The organism is Streptomyces sp. NPDC038135 (assembly GCF_055601245.1).
Map to the genome: position 1 here is coordinate 99,439 of NZ_JBVJXS010000011.1, position 18,292 is coordinate 117,730.

An 18,292-nucleotide genomic window follows, 5' to 3' on the forward strand; every position below is an offset into this window, starting at 1 on the left:
GGGGCCGCCCCGGACCACGCGTCCGGGGCGGCCCCATGTGCGTTCGGAGACGCTTCGCCCCGGACTCATCTCAGACGGTTTAGAGCAACGCTCAATGTGACATTCGGCGAGCCGAACCGGCCAGCACACCTCTTGCTTCCGGACTGCGTTTAGAGTGATGCTCTAAACGTCGGACGACAAGGAGGTGCCGTGCCGTGAGACTGACTCCCACCGAGCGGGACCGGCTGCTGCTCTTCGGGGCCGCCGAACTGGCCCGGGCCCGCCGGGCGCGCGGTCTCCAGCTGAACGTGCCGGAGGCCACCGCGCTGATCGCGGACACGGTCTGCGAGGCGGCCCGCGACGGCCGGCGGCTCGCCGAGGCCGTCGAGGCGGCCCGCTCGGTGCTCGGCCCCGAGGACGTGCTGCCGGGCGTCGCCGACGTCGTCACCGAGGTGATGGTCGAGGCCGTCTTCGACGACGGCTCCCGGCTCGCGGTGGTCTCCGACCCCATCGGCGGCGGACCGGGGGAGCGGGCGCCGGGTGCGCTGCTGCCCGGTCCCGAGCACGCCGACCCCGCGCCGGCCGTCCGGCTCCGGGTCACCAACACCGCGTCCGTGCCGGTCTCGGTCACCTCCCACTTCCACTTCTTCGAGGCCAACCCGCGGCTCGACTTCGACCGCGCGAGCTCCTACGGCATGCGCCTCGCCGTGCCCGCCGGCTCCTCGGTGCGGTTCGGGCCGGGGGAGAGCGAGGAGGTCGGCCTGGTGCCGATCGGCGGCGAGCGGATCGCGATCGGCTTCGCCGGCCTGGTCGACGGCCCGCTGGACGCGCCCGGCGCGCGGCGGGAGGCGCTGCGCAGGGCCGCGGCCTGCGGATACCTCGGAGTCGCTGAGCAGGACGCAGAGGACGGAGGCGAGGAGCGATGAGCCGCTCGAAGGGACGCGAGGTGAGCCGGTCGATCCACGTCGACCCGCATGCCTACGCGGCGACCCACGGACCCCGGGCGGGTGACCGCGTCCGCCTGGGCGACTCCGGGCTGACCGTCCGGATCGAGTCGGACGCCCAGCGCTACGGCGACGAGTTCCTCGCCGGGTTCGGCAAGACGGCGCGCGACGGGCTGCACCTGAAGGCCGCCGCCGTCCGTGACACCTGCGACGTCGTGATCAGCAACGTCGTCGTGATCGACGCGGTCCAGGGCATCCGCAAGGTGTCCATCGGCATCCGCGAGGGGCGCATCCACGCGATCGGCCGGGCCGGCAACCCCGACACCCTGGACGGCGTCGACGTCGTCGTCGGCACCGGCACGTCCATCGTGTCCGGGGAAGGGCTGATCGCCACCGCCGGCGCCGTCGACACCCATGTGCACCTGCTGTCGCCGCGGATCATGGAGGCCTCCCTCGCCTCCGGCGTGACCACGATCATCGGGCAGGAGTTCGGCCCGGTGTGGGGCGTGGGCGTCAACTCGCCCTGGGCGCTGCGGCACGCGTTCGGCGCCTTCGACGCCTGGCCGGTCAACATCGGCTTCCTCGGCCGGGGTTCGTCGTCCCACGAGGCGCCGCTGGTCGAGGCGCTCGCCGAGGGCGGGGCGAGCGGCTTCAAGGTGCACGAGGACATGGGCGCGCACACGCGCGCGCTCGACACGGCCCTGCGGGTGGCCGAGGAGCACGACGTCCAGGTCGCCCTGCACAGCGACGGCCTGAACGAGTGCCTGTCCGTGGAGGACACCCTCAGGGTGCTGGAGGGCCGTACGATCCACGCCTTCCACATCGAGGGCTGCGGCGGCGGCCACGTGCCGAACGTGCTCAAGATGGCCGGCGTCCCGAACGTCATCGGCTCCTCCACCAACCCCACCCTGCCCTTCGGCCGGGACGCGGTCGCCGAGCACTACGGCATGATCGTCTCCGTCCACGACCTGAAGACCGACCTGCCCGGCGACGCCGCCATGGCCCGCGACCGCATCCGGGCCGGCACGATGGGCGCCGAGGACGTCCTGCACGACCTGGGCGCGATCGGCATCACCTCGTCCGACGCGCAGGGCATGGGCCGCGCCGGCGAGACGGTCCGCCGCACCTTCGCCATGGCCGGCAAGATGAAGGCCGAGCTGGGCCCGCTGGAGGGCGACGGCGAGGGCGACGACAACGCCCGCGTCCTGCGCTACATCGCCAAGCTGACCATCAACCCCGCCATCGCGCACGGCCTCTCCCACGAGGTCGGCTCGATCGAGACGGGCAAGCTCGCCGACATCGTGCTGTGGCGCCCGGAGTACTTCGGCGCCAAGCCGCAGCTCGTCCTCAAGTCCGGCTTCCCGGCCTACGGCGTGACCGGCGACCCCAACGCGGCCACCGACACCTGCGAACCCCTGGTGCTGGGGCCGCAGTTCGGCGCGTACGGCGCCACCGCGGCCGACCTCTCGGTGGCCTTCGTCGCCCGCGCCGCCGAGCAGGGGAGCGACACGATGCCCACCCGGCGCCGCCGGGTCGCGGTCCGCGGCACCCGCGGCATCGGCCCGGCCGACCTGCGGCTCAACTCCCGTACCGGGGCGGTCGACGTGGACGGGCGCACCGGCCTGGTCACCCTCGACGGCGACCCGCTGCGTTCCGAACCCGCCGAGTCCGTGTCCCTCAACCGGCTCTACTTCCTCTGATCCAAGGACCTGCCCATGACCTACCGCATGCCCCCCGAGTGGGCCCCGCACGAGCGCACCTGGATGGCCTGGCCGGGGCCCAACCCGACCTTCGCCGACGACGAGGAGCTGGCCGCGGCCCGCGCCGCCTGGGCGGACGTGGCCCGCGCCGTGCGCCGCTTCGAGCCGGTGACGATGGTGCACGGCCCCGGCCAGGGCGAGTCGGCGCGCGCGCTGCTCGGCCCGGACGTCGAGCTGGTGGAGCGGGAGCTGGACGACGCGTGGATGCGCGACATCGGCCCGACCTTCGTGCTCGACGAGCAGGGCAGGACGGCCGCCGTGGACTGGGTGTTCAACGGCTGGGGCGGCCAGGACTGGGCCCGCTGGGAGCACGACTCCAAGATCGCCCGCCAGGTCGCGGACCTGGCCGGGGTGCCCGTGCTGAGCAGCGGACTCGTCAACGAGGGCGGCGCGATCCACGTCGACGGCGAGGGCACGGTCCTGCTCACCGAGACGGTCCAGCTCGGGGCCGGCCGCAACCCCGGCTGGAGCCGCGAGCGGGTGGAGGCGGAGATCCACACCAGGCTCGGCACCAGCAAGGCGATCTGGCTCCCGCACGGCCTGTCCGGCGACTACGGCAGGTACGGCACCCAGGGCCACGTCGACATCGTCGCGGCCTTCGCCCGCCCCGGCACGGTCCTCGTCCACACCCAGCGGGACCCCGCCCACCCGGACCACGCCCGCTCGCTGACGTACCTGGAGATCCTGCGCGCCGAGACCGACGCCCAAGGGCGCCCGCTGGAGGTCGTCGAGGTGCCGGCCCCCACCGTCCTGAAGGACGAGGAGGGCGACTGGGTCGACTACTCCTACATCAACCACTACCTGTGCAACGGCGGCGTCGTGCTCTGCGCCTTCGACGACCCGAACGACGAGGTGGCGGCGGGCGTCTTCCGCCGTCTCTTCCCCGGCCGGGAGGTGACGCAGGTGGACGCCCGTACGATCTTCGCCGGCGGTGGAGGCATCCACTGCGTCACCCAGCAGCAGCCGAAGAGCTAGGAGCAGCCGATGGCCGGTGCGCGCAGGAACGCGCCGCCGCGCGAGGACGTCCTCGCCGCCGCCATGGACATGATCGCCGAGCGCGGTCTGGAGAAGCTCACCATGGCGGCGCTCGGCCGTGAGGTCGGGATGAGCAGCGGCCATCTGCTGTACTACTTCCGTTCCAAGGACGAGCTGCTGCTGCGCACCCTGGAGTGGAGCGAGGGCCGGCTCGGCGCCGAGCGCGGCCGGCTGCTCACCCGTGCGGGCTCCGCCCGCGAGCGGCTGGAGGCCTACGTCGGCCTGTACGTCCCGGACGGGCACCGCGACCCGCACTGGACCCTGTGGCTGGAGGTCTGGAACCGCTCGCAGAACGCCGCCGAGGAGGCCCGGGAGCGACAGGCCGCCATCGAGGGCGCCTGGCACCGCGACCTGGTCGCGCTGATCGCCGAGGGCGTCTCGCGCGGCGAGTTCCGGCCGGTCGACGCGGACCGCTTCGCCACCCGGCTGCGCGCCCTGCTCGACGGTTTCTCCATCCACGTCGCCATCGGCCTGCGCGGCACGGACCGCGAGCAGGTGATCGCCCATGTGCGGGACCTCCTCGCCGAGTCGCTGCACGCACCGCGGGAGCGGGACGACTGACGTCCGGGGCGGGCCGGGCGGCACCCGTCCACCGCGGCGACCGGATGCTGAGACACCCGGCCGGGCGGGGCCGGGACTGTGCGAAACTTCCTCCGTGCCCTCGTTCGCCATGATTATCGGCAGCAGGCGCGCCGGTCCGCAGTGACCATCTCGTACTACCAGGTGCGGGTGGCCATCGTCGTCTCAGACCCGCGCGCAGACCTCTCGCACCCGCGAGGGGTCTTTTCGTTTTCCGGCTCACCCACGGCCGGGAGGCGGGGCGCGAGGAGTATCGCAGGGGCGGTGGAGCCGGACATTCCGGTAAGACCGAAGATTCACAATCAGGAGCCTTGAACTCATGACCGAGACGGTAACCAGCGAGCTCGACGACTCGTTCCACGTCTTCGACACCACGCTGCGCGACGGCGCGCAGCGCGAGGGCATCAATCTCACGGTCGCGGACAAGCTCGCCATCGCACGGCACCTGGACGACTTCGGCGTGGGCTTCATCGAGGGCGGCTGGCCCGGCGCCAACCCGCGCGACACCGAGTTCTTCGCGCGGGCGCAGGCGGAGATCGACTTCCGGCACGCCGAGCTGGTCGCCTTCGGCGCCACCCGCCGCGCCGGTGCCAAGGCGGCGGACGACCCCCAGGTCAAGGCCCTGCTCGACTCCGGCGCCCCGGTGATCACGCTGGTCGCCAAGTCGCACGACCGGCACGTCGAGCTGGCGCTGCGCACCACGCTGGACGAGAACCTGGAGATGGTCCGGGACACCGTGTCCTACCTGCGCGAACAGGGCCGCCGGGTGTTCGTGGACTGCGAGCACTTCTTCGACGGCTACCGCGCGAACCCCGAGTACGCCAAGGCGGTCGTGCGCACGGCCGCGCGGGCCGGCGCCGACGTCGTCGTCCTCTGCGACACCAACGGCGGCATGCTGCCCGCCCAGGTCCACGCGGTCGTCTCCACCGTCCTCGCCGACACCGGCGCACGGCTCGGCATCCACGCCCAGGACGACACCGGCTGCGCGGTCGCCAACACCCTGGCCGCCGTCGACGCCGGCGCCACCCACGTGCAGTGCACGGCCAACGGCTACGGCGAGCGCGTCGGCAACGCCAACCTGTTCCCGGTGGTCGCGGCCCTGGAGCTGAAGTACGGCAAGAAGGTGCTGCCCGAGGGCCGGCTGCGCGAGACCACCCGGATCTCGCACGCGATCGCCGAGGTCGTCAACCTCACCCCCTCCACGCACCAGCCGTACGTCGGCGTCTCCGCCTTCGCCCACAAGGCCGGGCTGCACGCCTCCGCGATCAAGGTCGACCCCGACCTGTACCAGCACATCGACCCCGAGCTGGTCGGCAACACCATGCGCATGCTGGTCTCCGACATGGCCGGCCGCGCCTCCGTCGAGCTGAAGGGCAAGGAGCTCGGCATCGACCTCGGCGGCGACCGGGAACTGGTCGGCCGGGTGGTCGATCGGGTGAAGGAGCGCGAGCTGCGCGGCTACACCTTCGAGGCCGCCGACGCCTCCTTCGAGCTGCTGCTCAGGGCCGAGGTCGAGGGCAGGCCGCTGCGGTACTTCGAGGTCGAGTCCTGGCGGGCCATCGTCGAGGACCGGCCGGACGGCACCCACGCCAACGAGGCCACCGTGAAGCTGTGGGCCAAGAGCGAGCGGATCGTCGCGACCGCGGAGGGCAACGGCCCGGTCAACGCCCTGGACCGGGCCCTGCGGGTGGCGCTGGAGAAGATCTACCCGCAGCTCGCCAAGCTGGAGCTGGTGGACTACAAGGTCCGCATCCTGGAGGGCGTGCACGGCACCTCCTCCACCACCCGGGTCCTCATCTCCACCTCCGACGGCGGCGCCGAGTGGTCCACGGTGGGCGTGGCGGAGAACGTCATCGCCGCGTCCTGGCAGGCCCTGGAGGACGCCTACACCTACGGGCTGCTGCGGGCGGGCGTGGAACCGGCCGAGTAGGCACAGTGGAGGGATGACCGAAGACGACGGCGCCCTCCTGTCCGGCGCCCGCGTGGCGACCCGGCTGCCCGCCGCGGACCTGGACCGGGCCAGGCGCTTCTACGCCGAGAAACTCGGCCTGCGGCCCGTCGACGAACGTCCCGGCGGGCTGCTGTACCGGTGCGGCGGAACGGACTTCGTGCTGTTCCGCTCCACCGGGTCCTCGCCCGGCACCTTCACCCAGATGGGCTTCGAGACCGACGGCGACCTCGACGCGGTCGTGGCGGAGCTGAGGCGGCGCGGGGTGGTCTTCGAGGAGGTCGACGCGCCCGGGCTCCGCACCCGGGACGGCATCGCCGAGATCGAGGGCAACTACCCGAGCAAGGGCGCCCGCGGCGAGCGCGGCGCCTGGTTCCGGGACAGCGAGGGCAACCTGCTGGGCATCGGGCAGCCGGTGCGCTGACTCAGGGCGCCCGCCAGATGTTGTCGAAGGCCGCGTTCTCGATCTCCCGGCGCTGCCGCACGGCGGTCAGCTCGGTCACCGCGTCGCCGACCGCGGCCAGCACGGTCACGACCGGCTCGTCGGTGAACTCCTCCCCGGCCCCCTCCCCGCTCCCGATGCCCAGGGCGGCCGCGAGGGTGACGAGGACCGGCTCGCGGCCCTCCCAGCGGTCGGTGGCCTGCCGCCGGGCCGCGGTGTCGGCGGCGGCGGTCCGCGGCCGGCGCGGGAACCAGGGCCTGCGCTCGCCGGTGAGCTGCCCCTCGGTGTCCAGGACGTCGAAGTAGGCCGAGGCCAGCCCCTCGCCCCGGCGCCACAGCCAGTCCTCGGCCGTCTCGTACGGCTCCTGCCGGACCAGCGCCGAGCCCGCCTCGTCCAGCATCCGGTCGTCCAGGGCCAGCGGCGGCCCCGGTACCAGGCGCTCGCCCTCCAGGGACACGGCCCGGGCGCCGAGCAGGTCCACCAGCTCGGCGCCCGCGAGCGCCAGCGACAGCTCGCCCTGCTCCACGGGGCGGTCGCCCGAGACGTCGGTCGCGACGATGAACAGATCCCGTGCTGTGGTCATGTGGCGCGCTCCCGGTCCCGGACGGCTTTTCCTACGACCACCATGAAACGTGGGAGGCCGATCCGCGACAAGGCGGCGCCACTCAGCAGGACCCCGCCGCGAGCCGCTCGAAGCCGGCCCGGCTCATCACCCGGCCGCCGGCCCAGACCTGCCCCGGCCGCGGCCGCCCGATCCGCTCCCCGGTGGACTCCACCCTCCCGTTGTACGAGTCCCGGTCACGTAGTGCCCGAAGCCCGGCTCGCACCGGTGGCGGGGGAGCAGCCGCCGTTCGCCCCGGTGCCGGGCCCGCCGGCTCCCGGGCGGCGTGAACAGCGGGAAGTCGGCGTCCCCGTGCGGACCCTCCTGCCGCACGTCCCCTCCCGTGGTGACGGGCCCTTCACCGCCGCCAGGCGGCCGCCCGACCAGGTGGGGACCCTGGCGGGCGTCGTCGCCGCACGGCCGGATCAGCGCGTACGGCGCGCCGTCCGCCCCGATCCCCACTCCGGAACCGGCGGCAGGTCGACCGCCGCGCAGCCGCCGAGCAGCAGACACCCGGCGACCGTCGCCACCACGGCACTCCCGCGCACGTCCCGCCCCTCACGGGCGGGAGGCGCCCCGCCCTACCGCAGCTTCCACTTCTGGTTGGCGGCGCCCGTGCACGACCAGATCTGGGCCCGCGCCCCGTTCGCCGACGAGTTGTCGGTGACGTCGAGGCACTTGCCGGCCGCCGTGTTCACCACATCACCGGTGGCGTCGTTGTACGACCACCGCTGGGCACCGGTTCCATTGCAGTCGTACAGCTGCACCTTCGCCCCGTCCGCCGTCGAGCCGGACGTGACGTCGAGGCACTTGCCGAGCGCCTGGACCGAGCCGTCGGCCGCGACCGTCCACCTCTGCGCCGCGCTGCCGTTGCAGTCGTAGAGCTGCACCGCCGTGCCGTTGGCGCTGGAACCGCCCGCCACGTCAAGGCACTTGCCGGCGAGCCCGACGAAGGAGCCGCTGCTCGCGGAGCCGCCGGACTGGGCGCCGGACCAGGTGAACGTGGCCGAGGTCCTGCCGGGCAGCGAGTAGGTGGCGTGCTGGGAACCCCAGTTGACGGTCACCGTCCTCGCCGAGGCCGAGTCGTTGTAGGCGATCAGCGCCTTGCTCCCGTCGGGGTTGCGCCACGCCACGTTGGGCACGGCGCTCGACGCGGTGGAGGCGATGCGCTGGGCGCCAGGCCGGACGAACTTGGTCAGGTGGCCCATCGTGTAGTACTCGACGGTGTAGTCGACGGTCCCGCTCGCCCCGTCGCCGTCGTGCACGGTGACCAGGCCGGTGCAGGTGCCGCAACCGCCGTTGTGCGGGCCCATGTTCTGGTCCACCGCGAGGGACCACTTGGTCACCGATTTCGCCCAGTTGCGGGTGTAGTCGATGATGTCGTTCATGTCCTCGCGCTGCTGGTTGGCGATCCAGGTGCCGCCGGAGTGCTCGGTGCCGAACGCGTCCAGGTTGGGGTACCGGTTGTGGACGGCGGTCTGCTCGGCGACGTCACCGCCGTAGCCGTGCCAGGCGATGCCGCCGAAGTTGGGGTGGTCGCGGATCGCCGGGTCGTCGACGCTCTGGGCCGCGTAGGTGTCGTAGACGTCCCAGTTCCAGTCGTGGGCCAGCACCTTGGTCCGCAGGCCCGCGGACTGGAGTCGGGGCAGCAGCTCGCTCTTGAGGAAGTACTGGATGCCGGAGGCGTTCCAGCTCATCGAGGGATAGCCGGAGCAGCACGTCGGCTCGTTCTGCGGGGTGACGTACGAGACGTCGATGCCCTGGCTCCTGTACGCCTGGAGGTACTTCACGAAGTACGAGGCGTAGGCGCCGTAGTCCTCCGCCTTCAGCCAGCCGCCGTTGAGCGAGCCGCTGTCCTTCATCCAGGCCGGAGCCGTCCACGGCGAGGCCATGACCGTCAGGGCGGGGTTGAGCTGCAGGGCCTGCCTGGTCAGGGGGACGACGTCCGCGAGGTCGTGCGCGATGGAGAAGCCGTTGAGGTTCGGGTCCGTCTGCCCGGCCGGCACGTCGTCGTACGTGTACCCGTACCGCGCGAGGTCCGAGGCGCCCATCGGATTGCGCAGGAACGACAGCCCGATGCCGTCCGTGGGCGAGAACAGCTTCCGCATCGTCGCGTCCCGCGTCGCCTGCGAGAGCGCGCCGCTGCTGTTCATCAGCCAGGCGGCGGTGTCGGTGAACGACGCGCCGCCGCCGGTGAAGGTCTGGTAGCGGGTGTTCTCGTCGACGGTGATGTTCTCGCCGCTGCCGCCGGCCCCGGACTGGAAGGCGAACGGCGTCTGCGCCTGGAGGCCGCGCACGACGTGGCGTCCGCCGGAGTCGTCGGTGGTGGTGAGCCAGGCCGTGACCTGCTCGCCGGCCGCGTGCGCGGAGGGCATGCCGACGGCCGTGAGCCCGGCGGTGGTCAGCAGGCCGGCGAGCAGCAGCCGGGCCGTGCGCAGGGGTCGCCTCATGGAGCGCCGCCCTTCGGGAGGTGGGGGATGGGGGCGTGCGAGCCGTGAGTAAATGACGGCTTCGGGGGCGCGTCAAGAGGTTGCGCATTCAGCTTCCGAACACACAACCGCCTTCATCCGGCCATGAGTTGACCTCGTACCACTTCTGACGTGAAGTATTGACGGCGTCGTGTTGACCCAGTTAACTCACGACGTGATCTAAGTCATGAGTGAATCAAGAGCCGAGGGAAGGTACATGCGAAGAACCGCCCTGCTCGTCTCCGCCGCACTCCTCACCGGGCTGCTCCCGTGGGCGACCGCCCGCGCCGCCGACGATCCCGCCCCCGTCCCCGTCGACCGCTTCGAGGGCGAGGTCCCCTTCGCCGCCCAGCCCGCCGAGGGCATCTTCACCTGGGGCGGCGACACGGACGACCCGCCGGCTCTCGAACTGGCCGCCCGAGCCGACGCCCCCGAGGGCGCCAAGGTCCTCGGCGGCTCCTACGACATCAGCGGCTACGGGGGCTTCACCCACGACTTCGCCGCCACCGAGGCCGGCCACGACTGGTCCGCCCACCGGGGCATCCGGTTCTGGTGGGACGGCCAGGACAACGGCAGGAAGGTCGCCTTCGAGATCAAGGACGGCGGCGCCCACGGCGAGGCCTCCGAGCTGTGGACCACCTCCTTCACCGACGACTTCACCGGCTGGAAGCAGATCGAGCTCCCCTTCGCCGACTTCACCTACCGCACGGACTACCAGCCCGTCGGCGGCATCGACCACGTCCTCGGCCTCGACCGGATGTGGGGCTACGCGGTCACGCTCCCGACCGGCGTCAAGGGCCGCTTCGCCATGGACGACGTGGAGCTGTACGGCAAGGCCGACCAGACGCTGCGCGCCTCGGTGAGCACCGGCGCGGCCGTGTACCCCGTCGAAGAGGGCGGAACGGCGAAGGTCGGGGTCACCGTGACCACCACCGGCGCCCGGCCCCTGGACGAACCCGTGACCGTCACGTACACGACGGCGGGCGGCACCGCCGGCCCCGGCAGCGACTACACCCCGGTCTCCGGCACCCTCACCTTCCCGGCGGGCACCGCATCCGGCACCTCGCGGACCGTCCGGGTGCCCACCCTGCGGGACAAGGCCGCCGAGCCCGCCGAGACCGTCCCGCTGAAGCTCACGGTGACCGGCGCCAAGGCGCCCGCCGAGACGCCGCAGGTCGTCATCGACGCCCACGGGCTGCCCTACCTCAACGCCGGCACGCCGGTGAAGAAGCGGGTGGCGGACCTGCTGGGCCGGATGTCCCTGGCGGAGAAGGCCGGGCAGATGACCCAGGCCGAGCGGGGCGCCCTGACCGACCAGGGCGACATCGCCGGGTACGCGCTCGGCTCGCTGCTGTCCGGCGGCGGTTCGACGCCCACGCCCAACACCCCGGACGCCTGGGCCAAAATGATCGACGGCTTCCAGCTCCGCGCGCAGGCGACCCGCTTCCAGATCCCGCTGATCTACGGCGTGGACGCCGTCCACGGCCACAACAACCTGGTCGGCGCGACGATCATGCCGCACAACGTCGGCCTCGGCGCCACCCGTGACCCGCGCCTGGCCGAGCGGACCGGCGCGGTGACGGCGGCGGAGGTCCGGGCCACCGGCATCCCCTGGGACTTCGCGCCCTGCCTGTGCGTGAGCCGCGACGAACGCTGGGGACGCTCCTACGAGTCCTTCGGCGAGGACCCGGCGCTGGTGGAGTCGATGGAGACCGTCGTCCAGGGCCTCCAGGGCCGGGCCGACGGCAGGGACCTGAACCGCGGTGACAAGGTGCTCGCCACCGCCAAGCACTTCGTCGGCGACGGCGGCACCGAGTACGGCTCCTCGACCACCGGCACCTACACGATCGACCAGGGCGTCACCAAGGTCACCCGGCAGCAGCTCGAGGCCGTCCACCTGGCGCCGTTCGCGAGCGCCGTCGACCGCGGCGTCGGCACGGTCATGCCGTCGTACTCCTCGCTCGACGTCATCGGCGACGGCCAGGGCCCGGTGAAGATGCACGCCCGGGCCGACATGATCAACGGTGTGCTCAAGGGCCGGATGGGCTTCGACGGGTTCGTCATCAGCGACTGGAACGCCATCGACCAGCTCCCCGGCGACTACGCCGCCCATGTCCGCACCTCGGTCAACGCGGGCCTGGACATGATGATGGTGCCGTACACGTACAAGGACTTCACCAGCACGCTCGTCGACGAGGTGCGGGCCGGCCGGATCAGCGAGCGGCGGATCGACGACGCCGTCTCCCGCATCCTCACCCAGAAGTTCCGGCTCGGCCTCTTCGAGCACCCGTACGCCGACACCCGCGGCGCCGCCGCCATCGGCTCCCCGGCGCACCGGGCGGTGGCCCGCGAGGCGGCGGCCGAGTCCCAGGTGCTGCTGAAGAACAGCGGAGGGCTGCTGCCCCTGAGGAAGGGCCGGAAGGTCTACGTCGCCGGGTCGAACGCCGACGACATCGGCAACCAGACCGGCGGCTGGACCGTCACCTGGCAGGGCGGCTCGGGGAAGACGACCACGGGCACCACGATCCTCGACGGCATGCGCGAGGCGGGCGGGGACGTCACGTACTCCAAGGACGCCTCCGCGCCGACCGGCGGCTACGACGCCGGTGTGGTCGTCGTCGGCGAGACCCCGTACGCGGAGGGGGTCGGCGACGTCGGCAACGGACACCGGCTCACCCTCTCGGCCGCAGACCAGGCCGCCGTGGACAAGGTGTGCGCGGCCATGAAGTGCGTGGTGCTGATCGTCTCCGGGCGACCGCAGCTCATCGGCGACCGGCTCGGCCGGATCGACGCCCTGGTCGCCGCCTGGCTGCCGGGCACCGAGGGCGCCGGCGTCGCCGACGTCCTCTACGGCAGGCGGCCGTTCACCGGACAGCTCCCGGTCACCTGGCCCCGCTCGGAGGCCCAGCTCCCGATCAACGTCGGCGACGCGTCGTACGACCCGCAGTACCCCTACGGCTGGGGTCTGACCACGCTCACCCCCGTCCCGCGGGGCGGCGCGGCCACGCTGCGGGCGCTCGCACTGGCGGCGACGGCGGCGGAGCGGACGGGCGCCGACCGGGCCGGACGGGAGCTGGTCACCCGGGCCCGGCTGATCGTCCAGCACCAGGCGGGCGACCGGATGACGGCGGCGGTGGCGAAGCCCTTCGCCGACGCGGACCACCTGCTGCTGACCGGCCACTACGGAAAGGCGGTGCAGAAGCTCACGGAGGCGTACCGGGCCGCGTGAGTCCCCCCGCCGCTCCGCTTGAATGACTGGTTCGGGAGGCTTCGGGTAGTTTCGAAGGGTGAAGGCCGTCCTTCGGACCCGAAGCCTCCCGGCGCTGCTGCTGGCCGCACTGGCGCTGGTCGTCGCGACCACCCTGGCCCCGGGCGCGATGGCGGCCACCAGCGTGTCCGGCATCGCCCAGGCCCTGCGCCAGAGCCCGGTCTACGTGGACCCGGCGGCCTCGGGCCAGCTGTCCGGGACCGCCGCCGACGGGCTCGCCAAGCAGATCAGGGGCGCAGGCAAACCCCTCTTCGTCGCCGTCCTGCCCGCCGGTTACCCCACCGCGAACCTCTTCTCCGACCTGCGCACGGCCACCGGCGTCACCGGTCTGTACGCCATCCGGCTCGGCGACCGCTTCGACGCCCGCGCGGATTCCTCGGTCCTCTCCCGCACCGCCGTGCGCAACCTGGTCGCCGGCGTCCAGGGCGAGGACGCCCGGACCCAGCTCACCGACTTCACCGACCGCGCCCTGACCAACATGGGCGGCCGCGCCCCCGCGAGCTGGGGCGGCCAGGGCGGCGGGTCGGGCGCGTCCAGCACGGCGCTGATCACGGCGGGCGTCGTCCTGGTGGCCGCCGGCGCCGGCGCCTACACCCTGGTCCGCCGCGGCCGCCGCCGTCGCGACGAGGAGCAGCGGGCCGCGCTGGACCGGCTGCGGGTGGTCGTGGACGAGGACATCACCGCGTTCGGCGAGGAGCTGGACCGGCTGGACTTCCACCCGGCCGAACCGGGCGCCGACGACGCGATGCGCGCGGACTACGAACGGGCCCTGGACGCCTACGACAAGGCCAAGCAGTACATGGCCGGCGCGCGCAGGCCCGAGGACGTCCGGCCGGTCACCGAGGCCCTGGAGGACGGCCGTTTCTCCCTGGCGCAGCTGGCCGCCCGCCGCGAGGGCCGCCCCCTGCCGGAGCGCCGTCCGCCCTGCTTCTTCGACCCCCGCCACGGCCCCTCGGTCACCGACGCGGCCTGGACCCCGCCCGGCGGCAGCACGCGCGAGGTCCCGGTCTGCGCCGCCGACGCCACCCGCCTTGCCGACGGCCGCGACCCGGTGGTCCGCGAGGTCGACACCGACTACGGCCGCCGCCCCTACTGGGACGCAGGCCCCGCCTACGGACCCTGGGCCGGCGGCTATTTCGGCGGCGGCATCCTCCCGGGCCTCCTGGTCGGCACCCTGCTCGGCAGCATGATGTCCACCCCGTCCTACGCCTCCGACTACGGCGCCGGCTACGGCGACTTCGGCACGGCGGGCTACCAGGGCGGCGACGTCTCCGGCGCGGACTTCGACCCGGGCGACTTCGGCGGAGGCTTCGGCGACGGCGGCGGCGGCTTCGACGGCGGAGGCGGCTTCGACGGCGGAGGCGGCGGCGGAGACTTCGGCGGCGGCTTCTGACCCGCCTTCACCAGTGGTGCGCCCGGGCCCGAGGCACGGCAGCGCCCGCCCTCCCGTTCGGGGGAGTAGGAGGGCGGGCGCGGTCCGGGAGGGCCACCGGGGGCGCGGTGCGGCGCCGTGGGCTCAGGCGTTCTTGATGGCCGAGATGTCGAAGACCAGCTTGATCTTGTCGGAGACCAGGACGCCGCCGGTCTCCAGGGCCGCGTTCCAGGTCAGGCCCCACTCGGAGCGCAGGATCTCGGTCTTGCCCTCGAAGCCGACGCGCTCGTTGCCGAAGGGGTCCTTGGCGGCGCCGTTGAACTCCAGGTCGATGGAGATCGGCTTGGTGACGCCGAGGATGGAGAGGTCGCCGGTGATGCGGTAGTCGTCGCCGCCGAGGGCTTCGGCCTTGGTGGAGCGGAAGGTCATCTCGGGGAACTCGTCGGTCTTGAAGAAGTCCGCGGACTTCAGGTGCCCGTCGCGGTCGGCGTTGCCGGTGTCGATGCTGTCCATCCGGACGTCGAGGGTGGCGGTCGACTTCGAGGGGTCGGCGCCGTCCAGGTGCAGCGCGCCGGTGAACTCGTGGAAGTTGCCCTTGACGTTCGTGACCATCGCGTGGCGGGCCACGAAGCCGATCGTGGTGTGGGCCGGGTCCAGCGTGTACTCGCCGGTCAGCGCGGCCAGCTCGGGATTGGCGGCGGCGGGGGCCTGGGTGGCGGGGGTGTTTTCCTTGCGGCCGAAGATGCCCATGTGACGCTCCTTGGGGACGGCCGCGGCTCCGTGGGGCAGCCGCGACGGTTTCTGTTTAACGTTCAACTAGACCAACGACTCCGACGGTAGACCTATTCCGTTGAGTTTTCAACATCATCCGCCACGTGTTTCCGCGTAACCGGAGAGTAACCGGGTACGCCCTCTGGCGAACGCGCGTAGACCTCGGGCACCATCTCCTTGCGCACCCGCACCACCTGCACAGCCGAACCACAGGAAGCCCGGCCCACCGCAGGAAGGTCTCCCCATGAAGGCCCTGAAAGCCCGCTCCGTCCTCACCGCTCTCGCCCTCGTCGTCGCCCCCGGCGTCGCCGTGGTCGGCACCGCCACCGACGCCTTCGCCGTCACCAAGATCAGTCACTCCACCGCCACCGGGATGTTCCGCGCCTCGGGCATCACCTGGTCGTCCTCCGGCAACTGCTCCGACCGGTACAACTCCACCTGCACCTCCTTCGAGCAGCTCAACCTCGCCACCGCCCAGGGCGCCCAGACCCTGAAGTCGGCCAGCGGCTGCGCCCTCAACATCACCGGCGGCACCGAGACGGGCCACGCCTCGGGCACCTACTCGCACTGGAACGGCTACAAGCTCGACTACGGCAAGAACACCTGCGTCACCTCGTACATCAAGAACAACTTCAGCTACATCGGCCTGCGCGGCGACGGCGCTCCGCAGTACAAGTCCGGCTCCGGCAACATCTACGCCGACGAGGGCAGCCACTGGGACGTCCTGTACTACAACTGCGGCGGCTGCTGAGCCGGGAGGGCGGTGACCGGCCGCATGAGCACCGGACCCAGCCGACGCGCACTGCTGCTGGCCGCCGCCCTCACCGCCGCCGCGGCGCCCGTGGCCCGCGCGGCGGCGGCCGGCGCCGACCCCTTCGACGTCCTGCGCCGCCGGTGGCTCGACATCGCCCTCGGCACCGGATACGACCCGGCCGCCGAGCCGTACGCCGCCCGCCTCGCCCAACTCGGCTCGACGGCACGCGGGTTCCACGCCGGGATGGCACCCGCCGCCGGCTCCCTGTGGCCCGGCCACCCCTTCGACCCGCCCGCCGGGATCACCTTCAGCTACGGCCGCCTGTGGACCATGGCCCAGGCGTACGTCCAGCCCGGCACCGGATCCACCGGCGACGACGCCCTCCTCGCCGGCGTGCTGCGCGGCCTCGACCACCTCTCCGCGACCGTCTACAACCCCGCCACCACGCGCTACGGCAACTGGTGGGAGTGGCAGATCGGCAGCCCCCGGCTGCTGACCGACATCACGGCCGCCCTGTACGACCGGCTCGGCGCGGAGCGTGTCGCGGCCGCCTGCGCCGCCGTCGACCACTTCGTCCCGGACGCGATGCTCACCGAGTACTCCGGCACCTCCACCGGCGCCAACCGCGTCGACCTGTGCCGCTCCGTCGCCCTGCGCGGCATCCTCGGCAGGGCCGGCGACCGCCTCGCGCTCGCCCGCGACGCCCTCTCGCCCGTCTTCCCGTACGTCACCGAAGGCGACGGCCTCTACGCCGACGGCTCCTTCGTGCAGCACACCTGGGTGGCCTACTCCGGCACCTACGGCCAGGTCCTGCTGGACGGCCTGGGCCGGCTCTTCGCGCTGCTGGCCGGCTCCCCGTGGGAGATCACCGACCCCGCCCGGCGGAACGTCCTGGACGGCGTCGACCGCGCCTACGCCCCGCTGATCCACGACGGACTGGTGATGGACTGCGTCAACGGCCGTGCCGTCAGCCGGGGTTACCTGCGCGACGACGACCAGCACATCATGCGCGGCGACCACTACCACGGCCAGGCGCTGATCGCGGCGATCGCCCTGCTGGCCGGCGGCGCCGGCGAGGAGGAACGGCAGCGCTGGTACGGCCGCGTCAAGGGCTGGATCGAACGGGACACGGTCACACCGCTGCTGACCGCTCCTCAGTTCGGAATCGCGGACCTGGCGAGGCTGCAGGCGGTCGCCGCCTCGCCCGTGCCGGCGGCCCCCGAACCCCTCGGCCACCGGCTCTTCCCGGCCATGGACCGCGCCGTCCACCGCCGTCCGCGCTTCACCGCGGCGCTCGCCATGGCCGGCGACCGCATCGCCCACTACGAGTGCGGCAACGGCGAGAACCCGCGCGGCTGGCACACCGGCTCCGGGATGCTCTCCTGGTGGCCTGCGGGGCCCGGCACGCGGTCCGCCCAGTACACGGACTGGTACTGGCCCACCGTCGACTGGTACCGGCTGCCCGGCACCACCGTCTCCACCCGGCGGCTCGCCGACCGGGCCGGCGGCGAGTGGGGCGCGCCCCGGCCGGACGTCCGCTGGGTCGGCGGCACGACCGACGGCGAGTACGCGGCCGTGGGCCAGCACCTGAAAGGGCTCGGATCCACGCTCGAGGCCCGCAAGTCCTGGTTCTTCCTCGACGACGCGGTGGTCTGCCTCGGCGCCGGGATCCGCTGCGCCGACGGCGTCCCGGTGGAGACGGTCGTCGACAACCGCAACCTCGGCGAGGGCGGCGCCCAGACCCTCGTGCGCGGCCCCGGCTGGGCCCATCTGGAGGGCCACGGCGGCTGGCTGCTGCCGCACGGCGGCGTGCTGCGCACCCTGCGCGAGGACCGCACCGGCGCCTGGTCCGACATCAACACCACCAGCACCGACGAGCGGCGCACCCGCCGCTGGCAGACCCTCTGGCTCGACCACGGCACCGATCCGGCCGACGCGGCCTACGTCTACGTCCTGATGCCCGGAGCGGGCCGCGGCGAGGTCGCCGCCCGGGCCGCGGACCGCCACTGGCTGCGCGTCCTCGCCAACGACGCCCGCCGCCAGGCCGTCGCAGTCCCCTCCCTCGGCGTGACCGCCGTCAACTTCTGGCAGGCCGGCGCGGCCGGCGGCCTGAACGCCGCCGCGGGCGCGAGCGTCCTCCTCCGCCGCCGGGGCCGGAGCGCTACGCTGTGGATCAGCGAGCCGCCGCGCACCGGCGCGCCGCTGGAGATCGTCTGGGACCGTCCGGTGCGCTCCGTCGTGCACGCCGACGACACCGTCGAGGTCCTCGCCGCCGACCGCCGTCTGAGGCTCCGTGTCACTCCAGGGATGGCATGTGCCACCCACCAATGTGAGGTCTTTCTCGGGTGACGCCTTTGTCGCGCCCCTACAA

14 protein-coding genes are annotated in these 18,292 nt (G+C 72.8%); 10 read left to right on the forward strand and 4 right to left on the reverse strand.

What is annotated here, in order from left to right; all coding sequences use genetic code 11:
- Nucleotides 1-194 precede the first annotated feature (194 nt).
- The 6 genes from ureA (at nucleotide 195) to ACZ7JA_RS29630 (ending at nucleotide 6,669) form a co-directional block, all read left to right on the forward strand.
- Nucleotides 195-905: an urease subunit gamma gene (gene ureA, locus ACZ7JA_RS29605; protein WP_470811435.1), complete on the forward strand. Its 711-nt coding sequence runs from the start codon at nucleotides 195-197 to the stop codon at nucleotides 903-905.
- Nucleotides 902-2,623 (forward strand): urease subunit alpha, encoded by a 1,722-nt coding sequence (locus ACZ7JA_RS29610; protein WP_470811437.1) that lies wholly within the window; start codon nucleotides 902-904, stop codon nucleotides 2,621-2,623. Before ureA ends, ACZ7JA_RS29610 begins: the two co-directional genes overlap by 4 nt.
- A 15-nt stretch (nucleotides 2,624-2,638) precedes the next feature.
- Nucleotides 2,639-3,658 carry an agmatine deiminase family protein gene (locus ACZ7JA_RS29615; RefSeq protein ID WP_470811439.1) on the forward strand — a complete coding sequence of 340 codons (1,020 nt, stop codon included), beginning with the start codon at nucleotides 2,639-2,641 and terminating at the stop codon, nucleotides 3,656-3,658.
- 9 nt (nucleotides 3,659-3,667) lie between these two features.
- Entirely contained in the window at nucleotides 3,668-4,279 is a 612-nt protein-coding gene (locus tag ACZ7JA_RS29620; RefSeq protein ID WP_351664439.1) for a TetR/AcrR family transcriptional regulator, read from the forward strand.
- A gap of 337 nt (nucleotides 4,280-4,616) precedes the next feature.
- Nucleotides 4,617-6,227, forward strand: coding sequence for a citramalate synthase (gene cimA / locus ACZ7JA_RS29625; RefSeq protein ID WP_389304989.1), 1,611 nt, complete (start codon nucleotides 4,617-4,619; stop codon nucleotides 6,225-6,227).
- A gap of 13 nt (nucleotides 6,228-6,240) precedes the next feature.
- Complete coding sequence (locus ACZ7JA_RS29630) at nucleotides 6,241-6,669, forward strand: VOC family protein (protein ID WP_351664435.1); 429 nt, start codon at nucleotides 6,241-6,243, stop codon at nucleotides 6,667-6,669.
- 1 nt (nucleotide 6,670) lies between these two features.
- Here the strand turns inward: ACZ7JA_RS29630 and ACZ7JA_RS29635 are convergent, their stop codons facing one another.
- From ACZ7JA_RS29635 to ACZ7JA_RS29645, 3 genes are all read right to left on the reverse strand, one after another.
- Entirely contained in the window at nucleotides 6,671-7,270 is a 600-nt protein-coding gene (locus ACZ7JA_RS29635) for a GPP34 family phosphoprotein (protein WP_351664433.1), read from the reverse strand.
- Between the two features lie 443 nt (nucleotides 7,271-7,713).
- Nucleotides 7,714-7,836 carry a hypothetical protein gene (locus ACZ7JA_RS29640; RefSeq protein WP_389450807.1) on the reverse strand — a complete coding sequence of 41 codons (123 nt, stop codon included), beginning with the start codon at nucleotides 7,834-7,836 and terminating at the stop codon, nucleotides 7,714-7,716.
- Nucleotides 7,837-7,869: 33 nt separating this feature from the next.
- Entirely contained in the window at nucleotides 7,870-9,738 is a 1,869-nt protein-coding gene (locus ACZ7JA_RS29645) for a lectin (protein ID WP_470811442.1), read from the reverse strand.
- Nucleotides 9,739-9,973: 235 nt separating this feature from the next.
- Here ACZ7JA_RS29645 and ACZ7JA_RS29650 point away from each other — a divergent pair, with 235 nt between their 5' ends.
- Entirely contained in the window at nucleotides 9,974-12,985 is a 3,012-nt protein-coding gene (locus ACZ7JA_RS29650) for a glycoside hydrolase family 3 N-terminal domain-containing protein (RefSeq protein ID WP_470811444.1), read from the forward strand.
- A gap of 58 nt (nucleotides 12,986-13,043) precedes the next feature.
- Nucleotides 13,044-14,417: a hypothetical protein gene (locus tag ACZ7JA_RS29655; protein ID WP_470811446.1), complete on the forward strand. Its 1,374-nt coding sequence runs from the start codon at nucleotides 13,044-13,046 to the stop codon at nucleotides 14,415-14,417.
- 123 nt (nucleotides 14,418-14,540) lie between these two features.
- On the opposite strand, the gene ACZ7JA_RS29660 is transcribed toward ACZ7JA_RS29655, so the two are convergent.
- Nucleotides 14,541-15,146: a YceI family protein gene (locus tag ACZ7JA_RS29660; protein ID WP_389450820.1), complete on the reverse strand. Its 606-nt coding sequence runs from the start codon at nucleotides 15,144-15,146 to the stop codon at nucleotides 14,541-14,543.
- Between the two features lie 265 nt (nucleotides 15,147-15,411).
- Here ACZ7JA_RS29660 and ACZ7JA_RS29665 point away from each other — a divergent pair, with 265 nt between their 5' ends.
- Both ACZ7JA_RS29665 and ACZ7JA_RS29670 read left to right on the forward strand, forming a co-directional pair.
- Nucleotides 15,412-15,918 carry a hypothetical protein gene (locus ACZ7JA_RS29665; protein ID WP_351664421.1) on the forward strand — a complete coding sequence of 169 codons (507 nt, stop codon included), beginning with the start codon at nucleotides 15,412-15,414 and terminating at the stop codon, nucleotides 15,916-15,918.
- 24 nt (nucleotides 15,919-15,942) lie between these two features.
- Nucleotides 15,943-18,270 (forward strand): polysaccharide lyase 8 family protein, encoded by a 2,328-nt coding sequence (locus tag ACZ7JA_RS29670; protein WP_470811449.1) that lies wholly within the window; start codon nucleotides 15,943-15,945, stop codon nucleotides 18,268-18,270.
- Nucleotides 18,271-18,292 lie beyond the last annotated feature (22 nt).

Excerpts from the sequence above, each read along its gene's own strand:
- ACZ7JA_RS29660 (WP_389450820.1), bottom strand. The coding sequence starts at position 15,146 with ATGGGCATCTTCGGCCGCAAGGAAAACACCCCCGCCACCCAGGCCCCC.
- ACZ7JA_RS29615 (WP_470811439.1), top strand. The coding sequence starts at position 2,639 with ATGACCTACCGCATGCCCCCCGAGTGGGCCCCGCACGAGCGCACCTGG.
- ACZ7JA_RS29665 (WP_351664421.1), top strand. The coding sequence starts at position 15,412 with ATGAAGGCCCTGAAAGCCCGCTCCGTCCTCACCGCTCTCGCCCTCGTC.
- cimA (WP_389304989.1), top strand. The coding sequence starts at position 4,617 with ATGACCGAGACGGTAACCAGCGAGCTCGACGACTCGTTCCACGTCTTC.
- ACZ7JA_RS29610 (WP_470811437.1), top strand. The coding sequence starts at position 902 with ATGAGCCGCTCGAAGGGACGCGAGGTGAGCCGGTCGATCCACGTCGAC.
- ACZ7JA_RS29635 (WP_351664433.1), bottom strand. The coding sequence starts at position 7,270 with ATGACCACAGCACGGGATCTGTTCATCGTCGCGACCGACGTCTCGGGC.
- ACZ7JA_RS29645 (WP_470811442.1), bottom strand. The coding sequence starts at position 9,738 with ATGAGGCGACCCCTGCGCACGGCCCGGCTGCTGCTCGCCGGCCTGCTG.
- ACZ7JA_RS29630 (WP_351664435.1), top strand. The coding sequence starts at position 6,241 with ATGACCGAAGACGACGGCGCCCTCCTGTCCGGCGCCCGCGTGGCGACC.
- ACZ7JA_RS29670 (WP_470811449.1), top strand. The coding sequence starts at position 15,943 with ATGAGCACCGGACCCAGCCGACGCGCACTGCTGCTGGCCGCCGCCCTC.
- ACZ7JA_RS29620 (WP_351664439.1), top strand. The coding sequence starts at position 3,668 with ATGGCCGGTGCGCGCAGGAACGCGCCGCCGCGCGAGGACGTCCTCGCC.
- ACZ7JA_RS29650 (WP_470811444.1), top strand. The coding sequence starts at position 9,974 with ATGCGAAGAACCGCCCTGCTCGTCTCCGCCGCACTCCTCACCGGGCTG.